The 24,171-nt window shown below is 73.0% G+C and carries 22 protein-coding genes and 1 riboswitch; of the genes, 12 read left to right on the top strand and 10 right to left on the bottom strand.

The genetic code is table 11. The features are described from left to right. Positions 1 to 100 precede the first annotated feature (100 nt). Together AC3ERT_RS06495 and folD are read left to right on the top strand one after the other, a co-directional pair. Positions 101 to 1,519 (top strand): aminomethyl transferase family protein, encoded by a 1,419-nt coding sequence (locus AC3ERT_RS06495; protein WP_435173133.1) that lies wholly within the window; start codon positions 101 to 103, stop codon positions 1,517 to 1,519. A 1-nt stretch (position 1,520) separates the two neighbouring features. Further along, a complete protein-coding gene (gene folD, locus AC3ERT_RS06490) occupies positions 1,521 to 2,411 on the top strand; it encodes a bifunctional methylenetetrahydrofolate dehydrogenase/methenyltetrahydrofolate cyclohydrolase FolD (protein ID WP_435173131.1) in 891 nt (296 codons plus the stop codon). Between the two features lie 146 nt (positions 2,412 to 2,557). On the opposite strand, the gene AC3ERT_RS06485 is transcribed toward folD, so the two are convergent. After that, a complete protein-coding gene (locus tag AC3ERT_RS06485; protein ID WP_435173129.1) occupies positions 2,558 to 3,583 on the bottom strand; it encodes an amidohydrolase family protein in 1,026 nt (341 codons plus the stop codon). Between the two features lie 95 nt (positions 3,584 to 3,678). Between AC3ERT_RS06485 and AC3ERT_RS06480 the strand changes: the two genes are divergently transcribed. Continuing rightward, positions 3,679 to 4,563 (top strand): LysR family transcriptional regulator, encoded by an 885-nt coding sequence (locus AC3ERT_RS06480; protein WP_435173127.1) that lies wholly within the window; start codon positions 3,679 to 3,681, stop codon positions 4,561 to 4,563. 7 nt (positions 4,564 to 4,570) lie between these two features. On the opposite strand, the gene AC3ERT_RS06475 is transcribed toward AC3ERT_RS06480, so the two are convergent. Next, positions 4,571 to 5,089, bottom strand: coding sequence for an SAV_6107 family HEPN domain-containing protein (locus AC3ERT_RS06475; protein WP_335974167.1), 519 nt, complete (start codon positions 5,087 to 5,089; stop codon positions 4,571 to 4,573). 212 nt (positions 5,090 to 5,301) lie between these two features. On the opposite strand from AC3ERT_RS06475, the gene AC3ERT_RS06470 reads away from it, so the two are divergent. From AC3ERT_RS06470 to AC3ERT_RS06460, 3 genes are all read left to right on the top strand, one after another. Next, complete coding sequence (locus AC3ERT_RS06470; RefSeq protein ID WP_335973887.1) at positions 5,302 to 5,928, top strand: TetR/AcrR family transcriptional regulator; 627 nt, start codon at positions 5,302 to 5,304, stop codon at positions 5,926 to 5,928. A gap of 603 nt (positions 5,929 to 6,531) precedes the next feature. Then, positions 6,532 to 8,043, top strand: a complete 1,512-nt coding sequence (locus AC3ERT_RS06465; RefSeq protein WP_435173126.1) for a phytoene desaturase family protein — start codon at positions 6,532 to 6,534, stop codon at positions 8,041 to 8,043. Between the two features lie 154 nt (positions 8,044 to 8,197). Then, a complete protein-coding gene (locus AC3ERT_RS06460) occupies positions 8,198 to 10,453 on the top strand; it encodes a terpene synthase family protein (RefSeq protein WP_435173125.1) in 2,256 nt (751 codons plus the stop codon). Between the two features lie 19 nt (positions 10,454 to 10,472). Here AC3ERT_RS06460 and AC3ERT_RS06455 read toward each other — a convergent pair whose 3' ends face one another. The 5 genes from AC3ERT_RS06455 to AC3ERT_RS06435 form a co-directional block, all read right to left on the bottom strand. Next, complete coding sequence (locus tag AC3ERT_RS06455; protein WP_435133199.1) at positions 10,473 to 11,552, bottom strand: hypothetical protein; 1,080 nt, start codon at positions 11,550 to 11,552, stop codon at positions 10,473 to 10,475. Between the two features lie 36 nt (positions 11,553 to 11,588). Next, a complete protein-coding gene (gene metF, locus AC3ERT_RS06450; RefSeq protein WP_435173124.1) occupies positions 11,589 to 12,509 on the bottom strand; it encodes a methylenetetrahydrofolate reductase [NAD(P)H] in 921 nt (306 codons plus the stop codon). A 135-nt stretch (positions 12,510 to 12,644) separates the two neighbouring features. After that, entirely contained in the window at positions 12,645 to 13,382 is a 738-nt protein-coding gene (thiE, locus tag AC3ERT_RS06445) for a thiamine phosphate synthase (protein ID WP_435173122.1), read from the bottom strand. Positions 13,383 to 13,481: 99 nt separating this feature from the next. Next, positions 13,482 to 13,856 (bottom strand): Rv2175c family DNA-binding protein, encoded by a 375-nt coding sequence (locus AC3ERT_RS06440; protein WP_335973908.1) that lies wholly within the window; start codon positions 13,854 to 13,856, stop codon positions 13,482 to 13,484. Between the two features lie 89 nt (positions 13,857 to 13,945). After that, positions 13,946 to 15,157, bottom strand: coding sequence for an NAD(P)/FAD-dependent oxidoreductase (locus tag AC3ERT_RS06435; RefSeq protein WP_435173121.1), 1,212 nt, complete (start codon positions 15,155 to 15,157; stop codon positions 13,946 to 13,948). 109 nt (positions 15,158 to 15,266) lie between these two features. Beyond that, a riboswitch (TPP riboswitch) is annotated at positions 15,267 to 15,379 on the top strand. On the opposite strand from AC3ERT_RS06435, the gene thiO reads away from it, so the two are divergent. The 5 genes from thiO (at position 15,376) to AC3ERT_RS06410 (ending at position 20,964) form a co-directional block, all read left to right on the top strand. Further along, entirely contained in the window at positions 15,376 to 16,536 is a 1,161-nt protein-coding gene (gene thiO, locus AC3ERT_RS06430) for a glycine oxidase ThiO (RefSeq protein WP_435133210.1), read from the top strand. Its footprint overlaps the riboswitch before it by 4 nt. Continuing rightward, the gene (gene thiS / locus AC3ERT_RS06425; protein WP_435173119.1) at positions 16,533 to 16,739 is read left to right on the top strand and encodes a sulfur carrier protein ThiS; all 207 of its coding nucleotides are present in this window, start codon (positions 16,533 to 16,535) and stop codon (positions 16,737 to 16,739) included. Before thiO ends, thiS begins: the two co-directional genes overlap by 4 nt. 3 nt (positions 16,740 to 16,742) lie before the next feature. Further along, positions 16,743 to 17,588, top strand: coding sequence for a thiazole synthase (locus tag AC3ERT_RS06420; RefSeq protein WP_335973924.1), 846 nt, complete (start codon positions 16,743 to 16,745; stop codon positions 17,586 to 17,588). Positions 17,589 to 18,045: 457 nt separating this feature from the next. Continuing rightward, positions 18,046 to 20,004 carry a Stk1 family PASTA domain-containing Ser/Thr kinase gene (gene pknB, locus AC3ERT_RS06415; RefSeq protein WP_435133217.1) on the top strand — a complete coding sequence of 653 codons (1,959 nt, stop codon included), beginning with the start codon at positions 18,046 to 18,048 and terminating at the stop codon, positions 20,002 to 20,004. A gap of 78 nt (positions 20,005 to 20,082) precedes the next feature. Further along, entirely contained in the window at positions 20,083 to 20,964 is an 882-nt protein-coding gene (locus AC3ERT_RS06410) for a deoxyribonuclease IV (protein WP_435133219.1), read from the top strand. 110 nt (positions 20,965 to 21,074) lie between these two features. On the opposite strand, the gene AC3ERT_RS06405 is transcribed toward AC3ERT_RS06410, so the two are convergent. Then, complete coding sequence (locus AC3ERT_RS06405) at positions 21,075 to 21,689, bottom strand: sulfite oxidase-like oxidoreductase (RefSeq protein ID WP_335973932.1); 615 nt, start codon at positions 21,687 to 21,689, stop codon at positions 21,075 to 21,077. Positions 21,690 to 21,835: 146 nt separating this feature from the next. Between AC3ERT_RS06405 and bfr the strand changes: the two genes are divergently transcribed. After that, positions 21,836 to 22,315, top strand: coding sequence for a bacterioferritin (gene bfr, locus AC3ERT_RS06400; protein WP_335973936.1), 480 nt, complete (start codon positions 21,836 to 21,838; stop codon positions 22,313 to 22,315). A 27-nt stretch (positions 22,316 to 22,342) separates the two neighbouring features. Here bfr and AC3ERT_RS06395 read toward each other — a convergent pair whose 3' ends face one another. Together AC3ERT_RS06395 and AC3ERT_RS06390 are read right to left on the bottom strand one after the other, a co-directional pair. After that, positions 22,343 to 22,636 (bottom strand): (2Fe-2S)-binding protein, encoded by a 294-nt coding sequence (locus tag AC3ERT_RS06395; protein ID WP_335973943.1) that lies wholly within the window; start codon positions 22,634 to 22,636, stop codon positions 22,343 to 22,345. Positions 22,637 to 22,798: 162 nt separating this feature from the next. Then, entirely contained in the window at positions 22,799 to 24,148 is a 1,350-nt protein-coding gene (locus AC3ERT_RS06390) for a class II 3-deoxy-7-phosphoheptulonate synthase (RefSeq protein ID WP_435173116.1), read from the bottom strand. Positions 24,149 to 24,171: the final 23 nt, after the last annotated feature.

Genomic DNA, 24,171 nt, shown 5'->3' with positions numbered 1-24,171 from the left:
CGATACCCGCAAGCGGCATTCGCACGTGGCGTCCGGGGTGCAAGCATCGATATGAGCGGCAATTCCCCTTCCTTCGTACCTCATACGAAAGGTCCGGCCCATGACCGAACGCACTGACGGCCAGTCCCTCCAAGAACTGATCGACCGCCACCCCGACCTCGTCGGATATTTCTACAACGAGAGCCCCGGGCTCAACACCCGTTCACAGTCCGGCCGGTTCCCCGTTCCCGCCGAGTTCTCGAACTGGCGTGATGAGCAGCTCGCATGGCGTGAGTCCGCGGTGATTTTCAACCAGACCCATCATATGCCCGAGTTGTACGTGACCGGCCCTGACGCGCGCCGCCTGTTGAACTGGATCGGGGTGAACAGCTTCGGAAACCTCGCCCCGGGGGTGGCCAAGCAGTTCGTCGGCTGCACCCCCGAGGGCTACCTGATCGGCGACTGCGTCCTCTATCCGCACGGTGACGACAGCTACGAGCTCGTCAGCAGCATGCCCCTGCTGAACTGGATCGAATACCAGGCCGGCACCGGCGACTGGAACGTCGACCTGACCAGGGACGGCAACACCGCGGAGAACGGGTCCGCGGGCCGGGTCCGGTTCCGGTACCAGCTCGACGGGCCGCACGCCAGGTCGATCTTCGAGAAGGCCGTCGGAGGGCCCATTCCCGACCCGGGACTCTTCCGTACCTTCACGGCCCGCATCGCGGGTGTCGAAGTACTCGTGCTCCGCCACGGAATGGCCGGGCGTCACAAGGCGTACGAGATCAGTGGCGCGTATGCCGACGAATCCGCCGTCCACGAGGCGTTGCTGCGGGCCGGCGCGGAGTTCGGCCTGGTACAGGGCGGCATGAAAGCGTACTACAGCGCCATCCAGGAATCGGGGTGGATCGCAGGCCCGGTGCCGGCCGTCTATACCGGCCAGGCTCTGCGCGGATACCGCGAATGGCTGCCCGCGGACGGATGGGAGGGGCGGTGGCAGTTGGCCGGCAGCTTCCGCAGCGACCTCATCGAGGACTACTACACGACCCCGTTCGAACTCGGCTACGGCAAGCTCGTCTCATTCGACCACGACTTCATCGGCAGGCAGGCGCTTGAGCGCATGTCCAGGAGCGAAGCACGCCGCCGGGTCACGCTCATCTGGAACCGCGACGACGTTCTGGCCGCCATGGGTTCCCTGCTGGAGGACGGGACACCGGCGAAGTTCATCGAGTTCCCGCTGGCTGACTACGCCACGCTGGGACAGCGCGACCAGGTGCTGGTCAACGGGGAGATGGTCGGGCTCTCGACCTTCTGCGGGTACTCGGCCAACGAGCGTCGCATGCTCTCCCTGGCCATGCTCGACCCCGCGCACGCCGAGCCGGGTACCGAGGTCGTCGTGCTGTGGGGTGAGGCCGACGGCGGTTCCCGCAAGCCCCGGGTGGAGCGGCACCGGCAGGTGCAGCTGCGGGCGACCGTCGCCCCGGCTCCCTTCGCCTACTCCCCGCAGTCCACCGGCAGCGCGGGCTCGTCGAGGCGATGACGTGGCCGCCCGAGTCATCGACGGCAATGCGATCGCCGGTCGGGTGCGAGAGGAACTGGCCGCACGCGTGCGCCGCCTGCGGGAACGCTCCGGCGTGGTGCCCGGGCTCGCGGTCCTGCTGGCCGGCGACGACCCCGCGTCGCACGTGTACGTCCGCAACAAGCAGCGGGCATGTGCACAGGTGGGCATCGCCTCGTTCCGGTACGACCTGCCGGCCACCGTCACCACAGCGGAGCTGGTGGACACGATCCACGCGCTCAACGGCCGCGATGACGTCCACGGCGTCCTCGTCCAGCTTCCGCTGCCCCCGCAGGTGGGGATGCGGCAGGTGCTGGAGAGCATCGAGGTCGCCAAGGACGTGGACGGCTTCCATCTCTACAACGTCGGCGGCCTTGTAGTGGGCGAGCCGGTCTTCCCACCCTGCACGCCGTACGGGGTGCTCGAACTGCTCGCCCACGAGGGCATCGGGATCGCGGGCCGGAACGTGGTCGTCGTCGGCGCCAGCAACATCGTGGGCAAGCCTCTCGGCCTGATGATGATGCACGGCGACGCCACCGTGTCGATCTGCCACGCCAAGACCCGTGACCTCGCGCAGTTCACCCTCCTGGCGGAGATCCTCGTCGTCGCCGCGGGTGTGCCCGGCCTCGTCACGGCGGAGATGGTGCAGACCGGCGCGGTCGTCATCGACGTCGGCATCAACCGGGTCCCCGGCAGCAGCCGCGTCGTCGGCGACGTCGATTTCGACGGGGTCCGGCAGAAGGCGTCGTACATCACGCCGGTTCCCGGTGGCGTCGGCCCCATGACGGTGACCATGCTGCTGAAGAACACCGTCACCTCCGCGGAACGGAGCTGCTTGCGGTCGGGGGCGCTCAAGGTGCCCCGGTGGGCGTGACCGGCGTACGACGTCGCGTGCGGGGCCTTCCGGCGGCGCTTTCGATGTCCCTGGAATACCTGCGCCGCCTGCAACGCCCCACTGGCCGCCGGGTCGGACGCCCCCTCGCCGCCGCGGCCTGGTGCGCGGTGGCGAGGGGCACCGCGTCAGAGCCCGAACAGCCTCTCGGCGTTGAGATAGGTCATCTTCTCCCTCTCCTCCTCACCGACCGGCAGCTTCTCGATGAAGGCGCGTGTTCCGTCCAGCGCCAGATACGGGTAGTCGACGGACCAGATGATCCGGTCGGCGCCCACCACCTTGCGCACGAACTCGAAGTGCGGCAGGCCCCAGATGCCGCTGGGGGTGACCCAGACATGTCTCCGGTAGATCTCGGTGATGGTGTCCGGCAAGCCGGTCCGTTTCGGCGGGAGCGTATCGTCGAGGCGTTGCAGGGAGAACGGAACCATCTCCCCCCAGTGCCCGCTGATGACCTGGAGGTCCGGGTGCCGCTGGAACGCTCCGGAGAGAATCAGACGCAGGACGTGCACGCCGGCCTCGTTGTGCCACCCCCACGCGCCGAGCGAGAGCCACGAGCTGACGATGGGGGAGAAACCGCCGTAGTAGGCGTCCTGCACCCGCGGCAGCGGGTGGTAGGGGTGGACATAGAGGGGCACCCGCAGATCACTGAGTTTCTGGAGCACCGGCGCGTACCGCAGGTCGTCCAGGAACGTGTCCCCCGGGCGGCCCGCGATGAGTACCCCTTTCAGGCCCAGTTCGCCGACGCACCTTTCCAGTTCGGCGGTTGCCGCCCGCGGGTCCTGCCACGGCAGGACCGCGAATCCGCTCAGCCGGTCCGGGTATGCCTTGACCGCGCCGGCGAGCCGGTCGTTGGCAGCCCGTATGAGGACCACGGCCTGCTCGGCGGGAGCGAGTTGCGCCGGCGTGGTGCAGGAGATCACCTGCATCTGGATGCCGTGCTCGTCCATGGCCCTGATCCGGCCCTCGCCGAGATCCACGGCCAGCTCTTCGGCTTCCCGCACCGAGACGACCGTCGGACGCCCGCTGCCCCGCGGCCAGGGTGCCTCCGCGCCCCACTGGGCGCCCATGTAGGGCGCTTCCCGCAGCAGAGCGGGCGCGACGGCCTTCGCCATCTCCCGGTCGACCGTGTGTTCTTCGACACAGATGATCTTCATGCCCCTGATGGTCCCGCCGGTCGGCCTGTCCCGTCCAAGACCTTCCGCGGCCCTTGCCATACCCTGAAGGCATCGGTGCAGGACTGGGAGTGCGTGTGAGGGACCTGGACCTGCGCAAGGTGCGCTACTTCGTCGCCGTCGCCGACCACGGGTCCTTTGTCCGCGCCGCGGAGGCCCTGCACATCGCGCAACCAGTCCTCTCCCGCCAGATCCGTTCGCTGGAAAAGGACTTGGATGCCACGCTGTTCCACCGGGACGCCAAGGGGACGCGGCTCACCTCGGTCGGCGAGGCGCTGCTGGAGGAAGCACTCGGTCTGCTCGCGGCGGCGGAAGCCGCCCGGCGCCGCGTTCGCGACGTGGCCACCGGCCTGCGCAGATTCACGGTCGGGTTCACTCCCGGTGTGTCCATCGCCCCTGCCGTCCGCGCGTTCTCCGCCCGCCACGCCGACGTCTCCGTGGAGGTGCTCCGCATGGACTTCCTCCAGCGGGCCGAGTCCGTCAGGAGCGGCCAGGTCGACGTCGGTTACCTGCGTGTCCCTTTCCGCGCTCACGGCCTGTCGGTCGAGCCGCTGTTCTCCGAGCCGCGGGTGGTCGAACTTCCGGCCGACCACCGGCTCGCACAGCGCGAGACGGTGCACATCACCGAGGTGGCAGCCGAACGCCTGCTCCTCGACGACGTGCCCGAACGGCATGGCGGCATCCCGATGCCCGCGGACGAACGCGTGGCACAGCCGGTGCCCGCCGCGCGGAGCATCGAGGAGTTGCTTGAGCATGTCGCCGCGGGACGCGGTGTCATCGTCGTACCGCTCTCGACCGCCCTGTACTTCGCTCGCCCCGACATCGCCCATGTCCTCGTCGACGACATCCCCCCGTCCCGGGTCTGCCTTGCCTGGAGGAGTTCCCGGCGTGACGCACTGGTCGGGGAGTACGTCGACATCGGCCGCCGGACGGCGAGCCCCGCCGGGGCACCTGCGACGTGAGTTGCCCTTAGAGCGTGCCGCCTGCCGCGGGCCGGAGCAGCAGCATGCGCTCCACCAGGCGCAGGAACATCCCGGCCGAGCGCAGCAGGTCGTCCGCCTCCCGCGGGCCGGCCGCGCCGGCTATGCCCGCCTCGGCGCGCGCCCTGCGCTCGGCGCCGGCCGCGAACAGGGCGCTCCACTCGGCCAGTTCGGGCGCGACCTCGGGCAGCACCTCCCACGCGCTGCGGATGCGGGCGCGCTTGCGGGGATGGAGCTCGGGGCGGCCGCGGACGGCGAGCACCGCGGCGGCGGTGCGCAGCGCGGCCAGGTGCGCCGTCGCGTACCGCTCGTGGGGGGCGTCGAGCCGGGCGGCCTCCTCCAGTCCGAGGTGGGCCTGGGTGAGCAGGTCGAGTGCGGCGGGCGACGCGGCGGCGCGGCGCAGCACGGGGTGGATGTCGGCGGGCGCTCCGGCGCGGGCGGGGGCGCCGGTGCCCTCGCGCCGCGCGGGCCCGGACGGTGTCAGTGGGCCTGACGGTACGGACGGCATGGGCTGCATCGCGGGTACGGCCATGGCGAGCCTCCTTCTCTCCGTAGCTGCCTGCTGCTTCCTCCTGCTTCCCGATCGGTTCCCATCATCGGCGCCACCACTGACAATCGGCTCTGACCTGCACGGACGTGCCGCGCTACGCGCGTATCCCGGGTCCGGTGGGCCCCGCCGGGTGGAAGAACCGCGGTCGCGGTGCGGGCAGAATCGGGGCCATGACCTCCTCCGCACGACGCCAGGCAACCCGGCAGAGGCTCTTCGAGGCCGCCGTCACCCTCATCGCCGAGCAGGGTTTCTCCGCCACCACGGTCGACGAGATCGCCGAGCGGGCCGGCGTCGCGAAGGGGACCGTCTACTACAACTTCGCCAGCAAGAACGTGCTGTTCGAGGAGTTGCTGCGGCACGGCGTCGGGCTGCTCACGGTGTCCCTGCGGCGCGCCGCCGGTGAGACGGCTTCGCGCGGCGGCACCCGGGTCGACGCGCTCAACGCGATGATCCGGTCCGGTCTGGCCTTCATCGTCCGCTACCCGTCCTTCACCCAGCTCTACGTCGCCGAGCTGTGGCGGACCAACCGGACCTGGCAGGACACCCTGATGACGGTGCGCCAGGAAGCGGTCGCCGTCGTCGAGCAGGTGCTCGGCGAGGCGGTGCAGCGCGGTGAGGTCAGCGACGAGATCGACGTGCCCCTGACCGCGTCCGCGCTCTTCGGCATGGTGCTCGTCGCCGCCCTGGACTGGCAGGCGTTCCAGCCCGAGCGGAGTCTCGACGACGTCCACGCGACGCTCTCGCAGCTGCTCCAGGGGCGGGTGGGCGGCGCCGCGGCGCACCGAACCACTCGGTGATCCGCGGGCCAACCCCCGTTGCGGGTCTGGGGGCGCGGGACCGTTTCCGCCGCCCCGTGTCGGCGGCCCCGGCCGCGCCCCTCCCGCGACCCCAACTCTTCCCGCTGCGCTCGGCCGGGCCATCCGTACAGGTACTCATCCCTCTACCTAGGTACCCCCCACGTACCTGCCCCGCCCCGTCCGCCCCGGGACCACCTGCCGGTGGGGGCTGGTCGCGCAGTTCCCCGCGCCCTGGGTTGCTTCTGGCCTTCCGTCCTCCTCCCGCCTCTCGCCGTTGCAGTGTGCGTGGGTGGGTTGCGTGCAGCGCCGTCGTGGCTGGTCGCGCAGTTCCCCGCGCCCCTGGACCACCTCGGGGCTTCCGCACGGAGGAGCCGCAGTGACCCAGGGGCGCGGGGAACGGCGCGCGCAACCGGCCACCGGCGGGGGGCCGGGAACGGGCGCAACCGCAGCGGCGGGGCGGGGGAGGTGGACGGGAGGCCCGAGGGGTACCCAGGGGCGCGGGGAACGGCGCGGGCGGCCGTCCACCGGGGGGTGGTCCCGGGGACGACGGGGCGGGGGCGCCCGGGGGGAGAAGGGGGCCCACGGAGTGGATACGCTCGCGGGATGGGACGGATTGCGGTGGTGGGCGCGGGGATGGCCGCGATGGCGGTGGCGGCGCGGCTGGGTGCGGGCGGGCACGAGGTCGTGGTGTACGAGCGCGGGGAGACGTACGGGGGCGCGGTGGGGGCGCTGCGGCGGGAGGGCTTCGCGTTCGACACGGGCCCGGGCGTGCTGGTGCTGCCCGCGGTGTACCGCGACCTGTTCGTGAAGACAGGCCGGGAGCCGCTGGAGAAGTGCGTCGAGCTGGTGCAGACCGACCCCGCGGCGCGGCACGTGTTCGCCGACGGCACGGACGTGGCGCTGCCGAACGCCTCCCGCTCGGGCGTGATCGAGGCGCTGGACGCGGCGTTCGGCGCGGGCAGCGGTGAGCGCTGGAGCGATGTGCTGGTCCGGGCCCGCGAGGTGTGGGAGGGCGTGCGGCGGCCGCTGCTGGAGGAGCCGGTCGCGGACCCGGGGCCGCTGGCGAAGGACCCGTACCCGGGGCGCAGGAGGGGCCTGTTGCGGCGGTCGCCGTCCCTGGCGGACGTGGCGGCGCGGGAGTTGGGCGGCGATGTGCGGGCGGCGGCGCTGCTGGAGTGGTACGCCCTGGGGTACGGGCTGGACCCGCGGACGGCGCCGGCCGCGGCGGCGGTGCTGCCGTACCTGGAGCAGTCGTTCGGCGTCTGGTACGTCCGCGGCGGGCTGCGCGCGCTGGCGGACGCGCTGTACGCGCGGTGCCGCGCCCGCAGGGTGGAGTTCCGCTTCGGCCGCGAGGTGGCGGGGGTGGAGGTGCGCGGCGGCGTGGTGCGCGGGCTGCGCTTCGCGGACGGCGAGGTGGCCGACGCGGACGTGGTGGCCGCCTCGGTGCCGGTGCCGTACCTGCCGCAGGAGAGCCTGCCGCAGGCCGCGGCGCCGCTGACGGGGGCGCGGGGCGAGCCGGGGCGCTGCACGGTGCACGTGGCGCTGCGGGGCTCGCGTCCGGCCGGTACGGCGCACCGTACGGTCGTGCACGCCGCGGACCGGGGAGCGGCGCTGGAGTGGGTGTTCGGGCGGCGCCGGGCCGGGGTGCCGCCGGTGGACGCGCTGACGGTCGCGGTGCTGCGGCCCGACGACCCGGCGCTGCGCCCGGACGACGGGCACGAGGCGGTGACCGTGACGGCGACGGTGCCGCGGCACAGCTCCGGCGGGGGCGCCGGAGTGGACTGGTCGGAAGGCGGGTTCGCGGACGCGTTCGCCGATCGGCTGCTCCAGGTCGCGGAGCGGGCCGTACCGGGCCTGCGGGAGCGGGAGTTGTGGCGGGAGGTCCGCACCCCGCTGGACGTGGAGCGGGCGACGGGCGCGGCGGGCGGCAGCGTGCCGGTCCCCTCGCTGCCCGGCGCGGGCGGCACCCTGCTGCGCCCGCCGAACCGGACGCCGGTGAAGGGGCTGTACTTCCTGGGAGGTTGGGCGCACCCGGGCGGCGGGCTGCCGCACGCGGGCATGTCCGCCGCGATCGTGGCCGACCTGGTCGCCGGGGGCCCGGGCGGCAGCCGCTGACGTCCGCGGAACCGGGCGCAAGATCGTTAATCGCCCGGCCGCGGAATTCAACCCATCGGGCGGAAAAGGGCGTTGGCGGCTCACCGGGCCGACCGGGGCCGACCTAGCGTGAGCGCTGTACCGGTCATCGGTTGAGCGGAAGGTCTTACCCAGGATGCCGCAGCCCTTCGTACTGCCCGCGTTCTACGTGCCGTACCCGGCGCGGTTGAACCCGCACCTCGAAAGCGCCCGGGAGCACTCGAAGGAGTGGGCCCGGCGGATGGCGATGATCGAGGGCTCGGGCGTCTGGGCGGAGTCGGACTTCGACGCGCACGACTACGCCCTGCTGTGCGCGTACACCCACCCGGACGCGCCGGGGCCGGAGTTGGACCTCGTCACGGACTGGTACGTGTGGGTGTTCTTCTTCGACGACCACTTCCTGGACATCTTCAAGCGCACCCCGGACATGGCGGGTGCGAAGGCGTACCTGGACCGGCTGCCCGCCTTCATGCCGGTGGACCTCGCGCAGGAGGTCCCGGAGCCGACGAACCAGGTGGAGGCGGGCCTGGCCGACCTGTGGCGGCGGACGGTGCCGCAGATGTCGGAGGGCTACCGGCGGCGGTTCCACGAGAGCACCCGGCACCTGCTGGAGGAGTCGCTGTGGGAGCTGTCGAACATCAGCGCCGGACGGGTGGCGAACCCGATCGAGTACATCGAGATGCGCCGCAAGGTCGGCGGGGCGCCGTGGTCGGCGAACCTGATCGAGCACGCGGCGGGCGCCGAGGTGCCCGACGTGATCGCGGCCAGCCGCCCGATGCGGGTGCTGCGCGACTGCTTCGCGGACGCGGTGCACCTGCGCAACGACCTGTTCTCCTACCAGCGGGAGATCGAGGACGAGGGCGAGCTGTCCAACGCCGTGCTGGTGCTGGAGCGCTTCCTCGATCTCGCCCCGCAGGAGGCCGCCGACGCGGTGAACGACCTGCTGACCTCGCGGCTGCACCAGTTCGAGCACACCGCGCTGACCGAAGTGGAGCCGCTCTTCGAGGAGTTCGGGCTCGACCCGGCGCAGCGGCTGGCGGTGTTCGGCTATGTGAAGGGGTTGCAGGACTGGCAGTCCGGCGGCCATGAGTGGCATCTGCGCTCCAGCCGCTACATGAACGGCGCGGACAGCGCGTCGCGGGCGGTGGGCGCGCTCGGCGGGCCGACCGGCCTGGGCACCTCGGCCGCACAGATCGCCGCCTCGCTCGCCGGGACGCTGCCGCAGCGCGCCCGCGCCTACGGCCACGCGCCCTTCCGGCCGGTCGGCCGCCTGCGGCTGCCCGCGGTGCCGATGCCGTTCGCCACGACGCTCAGCCCGCACCTGGACGCCGCCCGGGCGCACAACGCGGCCTGGAGCCGCCGGATGGGCCTGCTGGATCCCGAGCCGGGCGGCCCGCTGCCGGAGGGCCTGTGGAACGCGGGGCAACTGGCCGACTACGACTTCGCGCTGTGCGCGGCGGGCATCCATCCTGCCGCGTCGCCCGAGCAGTTGGACCTGGTCACGGACTGGCTGACCTGGGGCACCTACGGCGACGACTACTACCCGGTGGTCTTCGGCCGCTCCGGCGACCTGGCGGCGGCCCGGATCACCACCGAGCGCTTCAAGCTGTTCATGCCGCTGGACGCGGGCGCGGTGCCGCCGCCGCTGACCGCGCTGGAGCGCTCGCTCGCCGACCTGTGGCGGCGCACCGCGGGCCCGATGGCCCCGGCCGAGCGGCGGCGCTTCCGCGCCTCGATCGAGGACATGTGCGCGAGCTGGCTGTGGGAGCTGGCCAACCAGCGGCTGAACCGGGTGCCGGACCCGGTGGACTACATCGAGATGCGCCGCAAGACCTTCGGCTCGGACCTGACGATGAGCCTGACCCGGATCGGCCACGGCGACACGCTGCCGGACGAGGTCTACCGCTCCCGGCCGGTGCACGGCATGGAGGTCGCCGCCCAGGACTTCGCCTGCCTGCTCAACGACGTGTTCTCCTACCGCAAGGAGATCGAGTTCGAGGGCGACCTGCACAACGCGGTACTGGTGGTGCAGAACTTCCTGGACTGCGGCCCGCAGCAGGCGATGGACGTCGTCGGGGACCTGATGGCCGCCCGCATGGCGGAGTTCCAGCACATCACCGAGCACCAACTCCCTTCGCTCTTCACCGAGTTCGACCTCGACGAGCCGGGGCGCGAGATGCTGCTCCGCTATGTGCGGGAGCTGCGGGACTGGATGGCCGGCATCCTCACCTGGCACGAAGGGTGCGCCCGCTACACCGATGAGGCCCTGGTGCGCCACCATCCGCACGCCCCGGCCGCGGCGGCCGTGCGGCACCCGTGGAGCGCGTGGACGATCCCCTCGGGCCCGGGCCTGTCCGCGGCCCGGCTGACGTCCCTGCTGGGCGGGCACTGACCGCCGCCCGCACGGCCGGTCAGTAGCGGTACGGGTCGTAGGGGTCGGCGTACTCCTGCTGCTGCGGCTGCGGCTGCTCGTACGGCGGCTGCTGCGGCTGCTGCGGGATGTACGCCTGCTGCTGGTCGTAAGGCTGGGGGGGATCGTAGGGCTGCGGGGCCTCGTAAGGCTGCGGGTCGTAGGGCTGCTGGCCGTAGCCCTGCGGCCCGTACTGCTGCTGGCCGCCGTAGCCGTAGTCGCCGTACGGCTCCGCCGCGGGCTGCTGCGGGGAGGACTGCGCGAACTGCCAGTCCCCGCCGCTGCCGTACCCGGCGCCGTAGCTGTCGCCGTCGGTGGCGCGGGAGTTGCCGAACACGTCCTGCTCGTCCGGGTCGTAGCCGTACGAGGCGGCGGCCGCCGCGGGCTGCTCCTGGTAGCCGCCGCCGTCCTGGCCGGCACCCTGCTGCGCGTCCTGCTGGGGGCCGTGTGGGGAGCCCTGCTCCCAGGACGGCTGCTGCTCGTAGCCGGTCCAGCTCTGGTAGCCCTGCGCGCCGTACCCCTCGTAACCGCCGCTGGTGTACGGGTCGGGGGTGTACGTCGACTGGCCGTCGAAGAGCGGGTACTCGCCGCTGTCGTCGGGCAGCGGAACCGGCTGGTAGACGGCCTGCTCGGCGCCGTAGCCGTCCTGGCCGTCGCCGGGCACCGGCGGGAAGTCGTGCACCGCGGTGGCGCCCATCCCCGCCAACTGCTCGGCGGAGACGTCCGGTTGGGCCCCGTCGGGGGTGTCCGGCTCGATCGGGCCGACCGCCAGCACCGGTTCGGCCGGGCGGGCCCCCGCCGACCTGCGGCGCCGGCTGGAGCTGGGGCGGCCGCCTATCGCCCAGCCGGCGGAGAAGCCGCGCTTGTAGGAGAGCGTGACCATGCTCTGCCCGGCGCCGAAGGCGACCGCGCCCAGCAGGATGAGCACGATGCTGCGGTCGGCGACCCCCACCACCAGGCCGAGGAAGCCGGCGAAGGCCAGCACCCGCCACCGCAGCCGGGCCTTGTACTGGAGCAGCACCTCGCCCAGCAGCCACAGCGCGACGATGCCGAACGCGATGTAGAGCACCGAGTAGCCCATGTGCCCACTTCCTCACCTAGGGGCGGTCGCCCGCGGTCACGCCGCCCGCTGGTGCAGCCCGAGGTTCTCGTAGATCTCCAGCGATGCGGTGGAGTGGTTAAGAGTAATGAAGTGGAGCCCCGGGATGTCCTCGTCCATGAGGCGCCGGCACATCCGCGTGGTGAACTCGATGCCGATCTTCCGCACCTCCGCCGGGTCGTCCTGCACCGCGAGGATGCGTTCGGCCAGCTCAGGAGGGAAGGGCGCGTTGCCGAGCTGCGAGAAGCGCTCGATCTGCCGGACGTTCGTGACGGGCATCACCTCGGGGATCACCGGCACCGTGCAGCCCGCGCTGTCCACCCGGTCGCGCAGCCGCAGGTACGCCTCGGGGTCGAAGAACATCTGGGTGATCGCGAAGTCCGCGCCCGCCCGGCACTTGTCGAGGAAGTGCCGGGTGTCCTCCACCGGGTCCGTCGAGCGCGGGTGCATCTCGGTGAACGCCGCGACGCCGACGCAGAAGTCCCCGGACTCCTTGACCAGCTGCACCAGCTCGGCCGCGTACGTCAGGCCCTGCGGGTGCGCCACCCACTCGCCCATCGGGTCGCCGGGCGGGTCGCCGCGCACCGCGAGGATGTTGCGGATGCCGGCGTCGGCGTACTGGCCGATGATGTTGCGCAGTTCGGCGACCGAGTGGTTCACCGCGGTCAGGTGGGCGCACGGGGTCAGCGTGGTGTCCGACACGATGCGGTCGGTGGCCCGTACGGTGCCCTCCCGCGAGGAGCCGCCGGCGCCGTAGGTGACCGACACGAACGTCGGACGGACGGCTTCGATCCGCCGGATCGCGTTCCACAGCGTGCGCTCGCCCTTCTCCGTACGCGGCGCGGCGAACTCGAAGGAGTAGGAGCGGTGGCCGGACGCGAGCAGCTCACGGATCGTGGTCGCGCGGTCCGTACGTGTGGATGAAGTCCCCAAGGCCATGTCAGCAGGCTAACGTGTGGCGGCCACCACACGTTAGTGCGTCCAGCCACTCCCGGGGGGCCGCTGCCGCGGAGAACGGTGCCGGACAGGGGCGCGGGGAACTGCGCGACCAGCCCTGTTCCGTGGTGCAGGTCGTCACCGGCCCGAAGGGGCTGTTGCTGTCGTGTCCGGACCACCGGCCGGAAGCTGGTTGCTCGCGCAGTTCCCCGCGCCCCTGTCGGGCACCGTGCAGCGGATCGTGCGGCTCAGGGCGGCCGCGGCTTCGTGGGGGGCGGGGGAACCGGTGATCGCGCGGACGACGACGATGCGGGGGGCGCCGGCGGCGAGGACGTCGGGGAGGGTGGTGGCGTCGATCCCGCCGATCGCGAACCAGGGCCGGGCCGGGCGGAGCGCGGCGGCGTGGCGGACGAGGTCGAGCCCGGGTGCGGGGCGCCCGGGCTTCGTGGGGGTCGGCCAGACCGGCCCGGTGCAGAAGTAGTCGACGCCGGGCTGGACGGCGGCGGCGTCGACCTCCGCGGCGGTGTGGCAGGAGCGGCCGATGAGGACGTCGGGGCCGAGGATCGCGCGGGCGGCGGGGACCGGCAGGTCGTCCTGGCCGAGGTGGAGGATGTCGGCGCGGGCGGCGTGGGCGACGTCGGCGCGGTCGTTGACGGCGAGGAGCTTGCCGTGGCGGCGGCAGGCGTCGCGGAGGATCTCCAGCGCGGCCAGTTCCTGGCGGGCCTCGATGCCCTTGTCGCGGAGCTGGATGATGTCCACCCCGCCGCGCAGTGCGGCGTCCGCGAACGCGGCGAGGTCGCCGCGGCCGGTGCGCGCGTCGGTGCACAGGTAGAGCCGGGCGGCGGCGAGGCGGTCGGACGCGGTCGGGGTGGGCATCGCGGGCTCCCGGGGTCGGTGCGCCCCGGTGCGGGCCGCCGCCGCGCACGTCCGCGGGTGCGGTACGGGCGGCGGCCGGCGGCCCCGGCAGGGCGCGGGCTACACGGCGAGCGCCTGCGCGCGGCGCTTCACCTCGGTCCCGCGATTCTCGCGCAGCGCGTTGGCGGGGGTGCCGGGCAGGGTCGGGTCGGGCGTGAAGAGCCACTCCAGGGCCTCGTCGTCCGTGAACCCGTCGTCCTTCAGGAGGGTCAGGGTGCCGGGCAGGCCCTTCACGATCTTGCCGTCTCCGATGAAGTCGCTCGGCACCATCAGCACCTTGTTCTCCCCGCGCCGGACCGCGATGAGCTGCCCTTCCTTGATCAGCGGCCGGATACGGGTCACTTCGAGGCCGAGCCGCTCCGCGACCTCGGGCAGGGTGAGCCAGGAGGGGACGAGAGCGTCAATGTGCGCGTCAACCGACGAGTAAGCAGTCACGGGACAAGCCTGCCACCTGCGGCTGACAATCGCCCCCACCGCTGAGCCGTCACGGTGTCCCCCGCGCCCCCGCGCCCCCGCGGCAGGCGTCAATGCGGCACCGCGGCCTTGAGCGGCACCGCCGGGTCCGCGGCGAGCGCCGGGTCCGGCTCGGCACCCTGGGTGATCAGCTTGCGGCCCTGCGCCATGTCCCGGGGCCGCCCCACCGCGAGCACCGCCACCAGCACGCCGCGGCGCAGCCACAGCACCGACCAGGAGTCGCCGGACGGGTCGCCGCGGCTGACCATCGTGTCCTCGTCCCGGTGGAACCCGGCGTACTGCACGAACCGCCCGAACTGCTCGGACCAGAAGTACGGCACCGGGTCGTACGCCTCCTCGCCGCCGAGCAGGTTCGCGGCGGCGGTGCGCGGGCCCTGGACCGCGTTGTCCCAGTGGTGGACGAGCAGCCGCCGGTGGTAGCGGGCGGAGGGGAAGGACGCGCAGTCGCCGACCGCGTACACGTCGGGTGCGGTGGCCCGCAGCCGCTCGTCGGCGCGCACCGCGCCCTGGGGGTCCAGGGTGACCCCGGAGCCGGCCAGCCAGCCGGTGGCGGGGCGGGCGCCGATCCCGACCACCACGGCGCCGGCCGCCAGGCGGCTGCCGTCGGCGAGCACCACCCCGCCCGCCGCGGCCTCGGCCACGGTGGTGCCGGTCAGCAGGGTCACGCCGGCCTCGTCGTACCAGCCGGTCATGTGCGCGGTGACGGACGCGGGCAGCACACCGGACAGCGGGCGGTCGGCGGCTTCGACCACCGTCACCTCGCAGCCGGCCTTGCGGGCCGCGGTCGCGAACTCCGCGCCGATCCAGCCGGCGCCGACCACCACGACGTGCTCGCGCCGCTCCAGGACCGGGCGCAGCGCGGCGGCGTCGTCCAGGGTGCGCAGCGGGTGGACGCCGGGGCGGCCGGCGGTGCCGGGCAGCGCCACCGGGTAGGCGCCGGTGGCCAGGACGAGCGCGTCATAGGCCACCAGGCCCGCGTCGGTGACGAGTTGGCGTGCCGCGGCGCGCAGCGCCTGCGCGTGCACGCCCAGCCGCAGGTCCACCTCCAAGGCGGCGAAGTCGACGTCGAACCGCACGTCGGCCAGGGCGCCGCCCTCCGCGCCCAGCAGCACCGCCTTCGACAACGGGGGGCGGTCGTACGGCGGGTGGGGCTCGTCCCCCAGCAGGGTGATCCGGCCGCGCCAGCCCTGCTGCCGCAGCTCGACGGCCGTCTGCACGCCGGCCATGCCGGCCCCCACGATCACTGCGTGACGCTCGCTCACCGGGACACGTTAGCGCGTCGGGGCCGCGCCGGGGCGGGGGTCGGGGCGGCCCGGTCACCGCGGTGGACGCGGCGGCGCCCGCCGGCGGGCCCTCGGTTAAGCTGACCGGAAGCGAATTCGCGGGAGCCCGGACGCACCGGGCTGAGAGGGCGGCTGGCCGGCCGCCGACCGTACGAACCTGATCCGGGTCATGCCGGCGAAGGGAGCAGCCGAGACTCATGCGTACCCGAACAGCGGACGTCCTCGTCGTGGGGGGCGGCATCATCGGCCTGGTGACGGCGTGGCGCGCCGCCCAGCGCGGGCTGTCGACGGTGGTGGCCGACCCGTCCCCCGGCGGCGGCGCCGCCCATGTCGCGGCGGGGATGCTCGCCGCGGTCACGGAGTTGCAGTACGGCGAGCAGACGCTGCTCGACCTGAACCTGGCGTCGGCGGCGCGCTATCCGGACCTGGTCGCGGAGTTGGCCGACGCCACCGGTCTGGACACCGGCTACCGGCCGTGCGGCACCCTCGCGGTGGCGCTGGACGCGGACGACCGGGCGGACCTGCGCGACCTGCACGCCTTCCAGACCTCGCTGGGGCTGGCCGCGCAGTGGCTGACCGGGCGGGACTGCCGCCGGCTGGAGCCGCTGCTCGCCCCCGGGGTGCGCGGCGGGCTGCGGGTGGACGGCGACCACCAGGTCGATCCGCGGCGGCTGGCGGCGGCGCTGCTGCGGGCGGCGTGCTCGGCGGGCGTGGAGTTCGTACGGGCGAAGGCGGCGCGGGTGCTGTGCGCGGGCGACCGGGTCACCGGCGCCGAACTCGCCGACGGCACCCGGGCGGTGGCGGGGCGCACCGTGCTGGCCGCGGGCTGCGAGAGCGGCCGGCTGGCGGGGCTGCCGCCGGACGCGCTGCCGCCGGTGCGGCCGGTGAAGGGGCAGATCCTGCGGCTGCGGATGCCGGCCGGGCGGGCGCCGTTCCTGTCCCGCACGGTCCGTGCGGTGGTCCGCGGCAGCCATGTCTACCTGGTGCCGCGGGAGAACGGGGAACTGGTGCTCGGCGCGACCAGCGAGGAGTTCGGCTGGGACACCGCGGTGACCGCGGGCGGCGTCTACCAACTGCTGCGGGACGCGCACGACCTGGTGCCCGGCATCACCGAACTCCCCCTCACCGAGACCCTCGCGGGGCTGCGGCCCGGCTCGCCGGACAACGCGCCCCTGCTCGGGCCCTCCCACCTGGACGGCCTGCTGCTGGCCACCGGGCACCACCGCAACGGGGTGCTGCTCACGCCCGTCACCGGGGACGTCCTCGGCCATGTCCTGGACACCGGACGGCTGCCGCGGTACGCCGAGCCGTTCGCCGCCGGGCGGTTCGCGGCCGTACGTGAGGAGCAGACGGTATGACGATCAGCGTGCTCGTCAACGGGGAGCCGCGCGCTCTGGAGGAGCCGATCGCGCTCGGTGTGCTCGTCGCCCGGTACGGCGCGGCGACCACCGGGGTGGCCGCCGCGCTCAACGAGGCGGTGGTGCCGCGCTCGCGCTGGTCGGCGACCCGGCTCGCCGACGGCGACCGGGTGGAGATCCTCACCGCGGTCCAGGGGGGCTGAGCGTTGCACACGACACCGTCGGCGCAGGCCGCGCCGTCCGCGTCGCCTGACGGGGCTGATCCGCTGCGGATCGGCGACGCCGTGTTCGGGTCCCGGCTGATCATGGGCACCGGCGGGGCGCCGAGCCTCGACGTGCTGGAGCGGGCGCTCGTCGCCTCCGGTACGGAGCTGACGACCGTCGCGATGCGGCGGCTGGACCCCACCGCGAAGGGTTCCGTGCTGTCCGTGCTGAGCCGGTTGGGGGTTCGTGTCCTGCCGAACACGGCCGGCTGCTTCACCGCGGGCGAGGCCGTCCTCACCGCGCGGCTCGCCCGGGAGGCGCTCGGCACCGACTGGGTCAAGCTCGAAGTGATCGCCGACGAGCGGACGTTGCTGCCTGATCCGGTCGAACTCCTCGACGCCGCTGAGACGTTGGTGGACGACGGGTTCACGGTGCTGCCGTACACCAGCGACGACCCCGTGCTCGCCCGCAAGTTGGAGGATGTCGGGTGCGCGGCGGTCATGCCGCTCGGCTCGCCGATCGGCTCCGGGCTCGGGATTCGCAACCCGCACAACTTCCAGCTCATCGTCGAGCGGGCGTCCGTGCCCGTCATCCTCGACGCCGGGGCCGGCACCGCGTCCGACGCCGCGCTCGCCATGGAACTCGGGTGCGATGCCGTCATGCTCGCGTCCGCCGTCACCCGGGCGCAGCGGCCCGTGCTCATGGCCGCGGCCATGCGGGAGGCCGTTTCCGCCGGCCGGCTCGCCCACCGGGCCGGGCGTATCCCCCGCAGGTACGGTGCCCTCGCTTCGACCCCCTCGAACGGCGCCCTCTCCCTGGGGGCGCCGCCCCCAGCCCCCCGCGCATAGGGCGCCGCCCTCCCCCCGCGCCCCTGCGTACTGCCCCCTCCCGTCCCCGTCCACCTCACGGCCCGCTCCGGCTGGTCGCGCAGTTCCCCGCGCCCCTGGTTTTGCTCGGGCCCTCCCGCGAAAGAAGCCAGCGCCCCACAGGGGCGCGGGGAACGGCGCGGCCAGCGCACCACACGGCGGCAGCCGGGGGCGAGACAGAACCCCCGCGGCGGGAAGCGCACGGCCCCTCCACGGAAGAAGCCAGCGCCCCACAGGGGCGCGGGGAACGGCGCGGCCAGCGCACCACACGGCGGCAGCCGGGGGCGAGACGGGACCGTCGCGGCGGGGGCCGTGGGGCCCGCAGGGCGGGAGGAGGGGGACGGAGACGGTTACAACCGCGTAGCGAATCCGCACGGGTGGGACACATTGCGCCGTGATCCCGCGGTTGGGTGCGAACCGCCTCGTAGAATCGGTGGCCGTGGACACCAGCGTGGAGGACCCGCTCGTCGGGCAGACGCTCGACGGGCGCTATCTGGTCGAGGAGCGCATCGCCGTCGGCGGGATGGCGACGGTCTACCGCGCCGTGGACACCCGGTTGGACCGGGAACTCGCCCTGAAGGTGATGCACCCGCGCCTCGCGGACGACGCGGTGTTCGTGGAGCGCTTCATCCGCGAGGCGAAGGCGGTCGCGAAGCTCGCGCACCCGAACGTGGTGGGCGTCTTCGACCAGGGCACGGACGGCACGTACGTGTACCTGGCGATGGAGTACGTCGCGGGCTGCACGCTGCGGGACGTGCTGAGGGAGCGCGGGGCGCTCCAGGTCCACGCGGCGCTGGACATCATGGAACCGGTGCTCGCGGCGCTGGGCGCGGCGCACCGCGCGGGTCTGGTGCACCGGGACATGAAGCCGGAGAACGTGCTGATCGGCGACGACGGCCGGGTGAAGGTCGCCGACTTCGGCCTGGTGCGGGCGATCGACACGAAGACGAGCGCGTCGACGGGCGTGGTGCTGGGCACCGTGTCGTACCTGGCGCCGGAGCAGATCGGCCACGGCACCGTGGACCAGCGGGCCGACGTGTACGCGTGCGGCGTGGTGCTCTACGAGATGCTGACCGGCCGCAAGCCGTACGACGGCGACACCCCGATGAAGGTGATGTACCAGCACGTCAACGAGGACGTGCCGCCGCCTTCCGCGGTCGTGCCGACCGTACCGCCGCTGCTGGACGCGCTGGTGGCGCGGGCCTGCGCCCGCCCGCAGCAGCAGCGCCCGGCGGACGCGGTGGAACTGCTCGCCGAGACCCGTACGGCGCGGGCGGCGCTGACCGCGGAGGAGCTGGACGCGCGCCCGGCCGGACCGGCGGCACCCGAGCCCGCCGACCAGGTGCACGCCGACGAGGTGCCCACCGACGAGGTGCCGCCCGTACTGCCGCCCGGTTCCGAGGAGCCCACCAGCGTGGTGGCGCGGCCCGACGGCGCGGTCCCGGACCGCACCACCCGCCTGCTGCTGCCCACCCCGCCGCCGGACGACCCTCCCCCCGCCCCGGCACCCGGGTGGGCGCGCTCGCGCCGCGGCCCGCTCGCCGTGCTCGTCGCCCTGCTGGTCGTCCTCGGGGTCGGCGCGGGCGTCTGGTACATCAACGACGGCCAGTTCACGACGGTCCCCGGTGTGCTGTCGCTGCCGCAGGCGAAGGCCGAGCAGAAGATCGAGCAGGCCGGGCTGGACAGCAAGGTGAAGCAGGGCTTCTCGCTGACGGTGCCGCGCGGCAGCGTGATCGCCACCGACCCCTCCCCCGGCCGGCGCATCCGCGGCAACGGCACGGTGACCCTGACGGTCTCCAAGGGCCCCCAGCACGTCCGGGTGCCCGACGTCGCCGGGCGCGACCTGGCCACCGCCCGCAAGGAGATCAAGGCCGCGGGCCTGGTGCCGGGCACGGTCACCCAGGCGTACAGCAACGACGTGCCGCGCGGCCGCGTCGTGTCCACCGACCCGCTGGGCACCACCCAGACCGACCCGGGCAAGCGCGTCTCCATCACCGTCTCGCGCGGCGCCCCCGTCGACATCCCCGACGTGGTCGGCGAGTCGGTCACCGACGCGCAGCAGGACCTGGAGGCGGCCGGGCTGAAGGTGGTGCTCGCGCCGGGCAAGGTCTTCTCCGACGTGGCCGACAAGGACAAGGTCGCGCTGGAGTCCCCGGGCGCCGGGGGCCAGGCCGCCGCGGGCGACTCGGTGACGATCACGGTCTCCAAGGGCCAGCAGCAGTTCCCGGTGCCGGACGTGACCGGGAAGAAGACGGGCGACGCGAAGAAGATCCTCACCGCCGCCGGCTTCGAGGTGCGGGTGATCAACCTCTTCTTCAGCGGTACCGTGTTCAGCCAGTCCCCCGACGGCGGCAGCCAGGCCCCCAAGGGCGCGACGATCACCCTCTGGGCGCGCTGACCGACTCTGGATGCGCTGACCGACCCTGGGTGCCCTGACCGACCCGAACGACGAGCTGTGAAGACCGGTGACGGACGAGTGAACGAGCAGACCGCGCCCGGGCGCCGCCGCAATCCGGTCGGCGCGCACGTGCCGGTGGCGGGCGGCCTGGCCACCAAGGGCCTGGGCTACGCCGAGCAGTTGGGCGCGGAGGCGGTGCAGGTCTTCGTGGCCAACCCCCGGGGCTGGGCGACCGGCCCGGGTGATCCGGCGCAGGACGAGGAGTTCCGCGCCCGCTGCGCCGACGCGGACATCCCCGCGTACGTGCACGCGCCGTATCTGATCAACTTCGGCTCGCACACGCCGGAGACCGTCGACCGCTCGGTGGCGTCGCTGCGGCACTCGCTGCGCCGGGGGCGGCGGATCGGGGCGCTCGGGGTGGTGGTGCACACCGGTTCCGCGACCGGCGGCCGCCCCCGGGAGGCCGCGCTGGCGCAGGTACGGGAGCGGGTGCGGCCGCTGCTGGAGGAGCTGACGCACGACGACGACCCGTGGCTGCTGCTGGAGTCGACCGCCGGGCAGGGGTCCTCGCTGTGTTCGCTGGCGGAGGACCTGGGGCCGTATCTGGACGCGCTGGACCGGCATCCGCGGGTCGGGCTGTGCCTGGACACCTGCCATGTGTTCGCCGCCGGGCACGACATCGCGGCGCCCGGCGGGGTGGACCGGATGTTCGCGGAGATCGAGGGGGCCGCGGGGGCGGGGCGGCTGCGGCTGATCCATGCGAACGACTCGAAGGCGGGGTGCGGGGCGCACCTCGACCGCCACGAGAATATTGGTGCCGGGCGGATCGGGGTGGAGGCCTTCCGTGAGGTTCTGGCCCATCCGGCGACGGACGGGGTGCCCTTGGTCATCGAGACCCCGGGGGGAGTTGAAGGGCACGCTTCTGACGTGAAGTTGCTCCAGTCCCTTCGGGGGGAGTGACCCCTTACGGCCGCGTCTGCCCCTTCAGGCAGTGGCGATCCACTCGTACGTTCTGGCTGGTCGCGCCGTTCCCCGCGCCCCTTTAGGGCGCCCGGCGGGGTGAGCCGGGATCAGAGTTCGGGGCCGTCGCCCGGGGATTCCTGGAAGGAGTAGCGCTGTTCGTGCCAGGGGTCGGCGAGGTTGTGGTAGCCCCGTTCCTCCCAGAAACCGCGGCGGTCGGCCGTCATGTACTCGATGCCGCGCACCCACTTGGGGCCCTTCCAGGCGTAGAGGCGGGGCACGACGAGGCGGACGGGGAAGCCGTGTTCGGCGGTGAGGGGCTGGCCGCCCTGGTGGGTGGCGAAGATCGTGAGGTCGTCGAGGAACTCCTCGATCCGCAGGTTGGAGCTGAAGCCGTACTCGGCCCAGACCATGACGTGGGTGACGTCGGCCGCCGGGGGCGCGAGTTCGGCGACGGTGGCGGCGGAGACCCCGCCCCACTCCATGCCGGTCATCGAGAACTTGGTGACGCAGTGGAAGTCGGCGACCACGGTGGTGTACGGCAGCGCGGAGAACTCGTCGTGGTTCCACACCGGGCGCGCGCCGTGCGCGGTGGCGCCGAAGACGCGGAAGTCCCAGCGCTCGGGGCGGAAGCGGGGCACGGGCCCGTAGTGCGTGACCGGCCAGCCCCGCTGGAGCCGCTGCCCCGGGGGGAGCCGCCCCTCCGGATGCGCTTGCCGACTCATACGTCCATGGTGACAGACCGGACACCGTGCTCGGGCCGCGGGCCGGGCGGCGCCGACACCGTAAGCGTGCACTTACTGGATCGAACGGTCACGCGGTGCAAGGATGCGCGGACATATCGGGCCCGAACGGGAAGGACGGCGTTGCCATGCAGGGCGACCCCGAGGTCATCGAGTTCCTCAACGAGCAGTTGACCGCCGAGCTGACCGCGATCAACCAGTACTTCCTGCACGCGAAAATGCAGGACAACTTCGGGTGGACGAAGCTCGCGAAGAACACCAGGGCCGAGTCGTTCGACGAGATGCGGCACGCGGAGATCATCACCGACCGCATCCTGCTGCTGGAGGGGCTGCCGAACTACCAGCGGCTGTTCCATGTGCGGGTGGGGCAGACCGTCACCGAGATGTTCCAGGCCGACCGGCTGGTGGAGGTCGAGGCGATCGACCGGCTGCGGCGCGGCATCGACCTGATGCGGTCGAAGTCCGACGTGACCTCGGCCCGGCTGTTCGAGGACATCCTCAAGGACGAGGAGCACCACATCGACTACCTGGACACGCAGCTCGGCCTGATCGAGAAGCTGGGCGAGCCGCTGTACATCGCGCAGCAGATCGAGCAGCCGGAGAGCTGATCCGCCCCTGAGGTGCGCGGCCGCGGGTCAGGCGACGCGCCGCAGCGGTCGGAGGGCGGGCGGCGCGGGGTCCGGCCGCGGGATCTCCGGCTGCGCGAGATCGGCCGGGGCCGGCCCGGCCGCAGCGGCCGGGGCGGCCAGCCCGTGGCGGGTGACGCAGCCGTCGCCGCGGCCCAGCACCGCCTGGATGCGCTTGACGCAGGACCCGCAGTCCGTGCCTGCCTTGCAGGCGGAGGCTATCTGGCGCGGGGTACAGCGGCCCTCTTCGGCGTGCTGCTTCACCTGCTGCTCGGTGATGCCGAAGCACGAGCAGACGTACACGCGGTCACCACCGATCCAGGGCCAGAAGCTGAGGTAACCCTTACCTTACCCAGACGGTCGCGCGGAAGAAAAGCCGGGAGGGGCGCGTACCGGTGTGATACGCGCCCCTCCGCGGATACTTCTCGAAGCCGGCACCGACGGGGCGGGTGCCGGCGCCCGCTGCTACTGGCCCCGGTACATCTCGGCGACCAGGAACGCCAGGTCGAGCGACTGGCTGCGGTTGAGCCGCGGGTCGCACGCCGTCTCGTACCGCTGGTGCAGGTCGTCGACGAAGATCTCGTCGCCGCCGCCGACGCACTCGGTGACGTCGTCGCCGGTCAGCTCCACGTGGATGCCGCCGGGGTGGGTGCCCAGGCCGTGGTGGACCTCGAAGAAGCCCTTCACCTCGTCCACGACGTCGTCGAAGCGGCGGGTCTTGTGGCCGGAGGCGGCCTCGAAGGTGTTGCCGTGCATGGGGTCGCTGACCCACACCACCTTCGCCCCGGACGCGGTGACCTTCTCCACCAGCGTCGGCAGCTTGTCGCGGACCTTGTCCGCGCCCATCCGCACCACGAAGGTGAGCCGGCCGGGCACCCGGTCCGGGTCGAGGCGGTCGATGTAGGCGAGCGCCTCCTCCGGGGTGGTCGACGGGCCGAGCTTCACCCCGATCGGGTTGCCGATCTGCGCGGCGAACTCGATGTGCGCGCCGTCGAGTTGCCGGGTGCGCTCGCCGATCCACAGCATGTGGCCGGAGACGTCGTAGAGCTTGCCGGTCCGCGAGTCGGTCCGGGTCAGTGCCGTCTCGTAGTCGAGCAGCAGCGCCTCGTGGGAGGCGTAGAACTCGACGGTGCGGAACTCGGCCGGGTCGGTGCCGCAGGCGGCCATGAAGGTCAGCGCGCGGTCGATCTCGCGGGCGAGGGCTTCGTACCGCTGCCCGGACGGCGAGGACTTCACGAAGTCCTGGTTCCAGGCGTGCACCTGGCGCAGGTCGGCGTAGCCGCCGGTGGTGAAGGCGCGCACCAGGTTCAGCGTGGCGGCGGAGGTGTGGTACATCCGCTTCAGCCGCTGCGGGTCGGGCACGCGGGCCTCGGCGGTGAACTCGAAGCCGTTCACCGAGTCGCCGCGGTAGGTCGGCAGCGTCACGCCGTCGCGGGTCTCGGTCGGCTTGGAGCGCGGCTTGCTGTACTGGCCGGCGATCCGGCCGACCTTCACCACCGGCACCGACGCGGCGTAGGTGAGCACCGCTCCCATCTGGAGCAGCGTCTTGAGCTTGTTGCGGATCTGGTCCGCGCCCACGGCGTCGAACGCCTCGGCGCAGTCGCCGCCCTGGAGGAGGAACGCCTTGCCCTCGGCCACTTCGGCCATGCGGGCGCGCAGCTGGTCGCACTCGCCGGCGAAGACCAGCGGCGGATACGAGGCGAGCTCGGCGATCACGTCGCGCAGCGCCTCGGGGTCGGGCCATTCAGGCTGCTGCGCCGCGGGAAGAGACTGCCAGGTACGGGCCCCGGCATGGGTTTCGGCATTCACGGTCACGGGCCCCACCCTACGTGGTCGGG

It is taken from the genome of Actinacidiphila sp. bgisy145, assembly GCF_057708125.1.
This window is presented reverse-complemented; position numbering and strand designations above follow the sequence as displayed.

Bases quoted from the DNA above. Each gene is read 5' to 3' on its own strand.
- metF (WP_435173124.1), bottom strand. From the start codon at position 12,509: ATGGCCTTGGGGACTTCATCCACACGTACGGACCGCGCGACCACGATC.
- AC3ERT_RS06475 (WP_335974167.1), bottom strand. From the start codon at position 5,089: ATGCCGTCCGTACCGTCAGGCCCACTGACACCGTCCGGGCCCGCGCGG.
- bfr (WP_335973936.1), top strand. From the start codon at position 21,836: ATGCAGGGCGACCCCGAGGTCATCGAGTTCCTCAACGAGCAGTTGACC.
- AC3ERT_RS06495 (WP_435173133.1), top strand. From the start codon at position 101: ATGACCGAACGCACTGACGGCCAGTCCCTCCAAGAACTGATCGACCGC.
- AC3ERT_RS06460 (WP_435173125.1), top strand. From the start codon at position 8,198: ATGCCGCAGCCCTTCGTACTGCCCGCGTTCTACGTGCCGTACCCGGCG.
- AC3ERT_RS06405 (WP_335973932.1), bottom strand. From the start codon at position 21,689: ATGAGTCGGCAAGCGCATCCGGAGGGGCGGCTCCCCCCGGGGCAGCGG.
- AC3ERT_RS06455 (WP_435133199.1), bottom strand. From the start codon at position 11,552: ATGGGCTACTCGGTGCTCTACATCGCGTTCGGCATCGTCGCGCTGTGG.
- AC3ERT_RS06465 (WP_435173126.1), top strand. From the start codon at position 6,532: ATGGGACGGATTGCGGTGGTGGGCGCGGGGATGGCCGCGATGGCGGTG.
- AC3ERT_RS06470 (WP_335973887.1), top strand. From the start codon at position 5,302: ATGACCTCCTCCGCACGACGCCAGGCAACCCGGCAGAGGCTCTTCGAG.
- thiO (WP_435133210.1), top strand. From the start codon at position 15,376: ATGCGTACCCGAACAGCGGACGTCCTCGTCGTGGGGGGCGGCATCATC.
- thiS (WP_435173119.1), top strand. From the start codon at position 16,533: ATGACGATCAGCGTGCTCGTCAACGGGGAGCCGCGCGCTCTGGAGGAG.
- thiE (WP_435173122.1), bottom strand. From the start codon at position 13,382: ATGCCCACCCCGACCGCGTCCGACCGCCTCGCCGCCGCCCGGCTCTAC.
- AC3ERT_RS06485 (WP_435173129.1), bottom strand. From the start codon at position 3,583: ATGAAGATCATCTGTGTCGAAGAACACACGGTCGACCGGGAGATGGCG.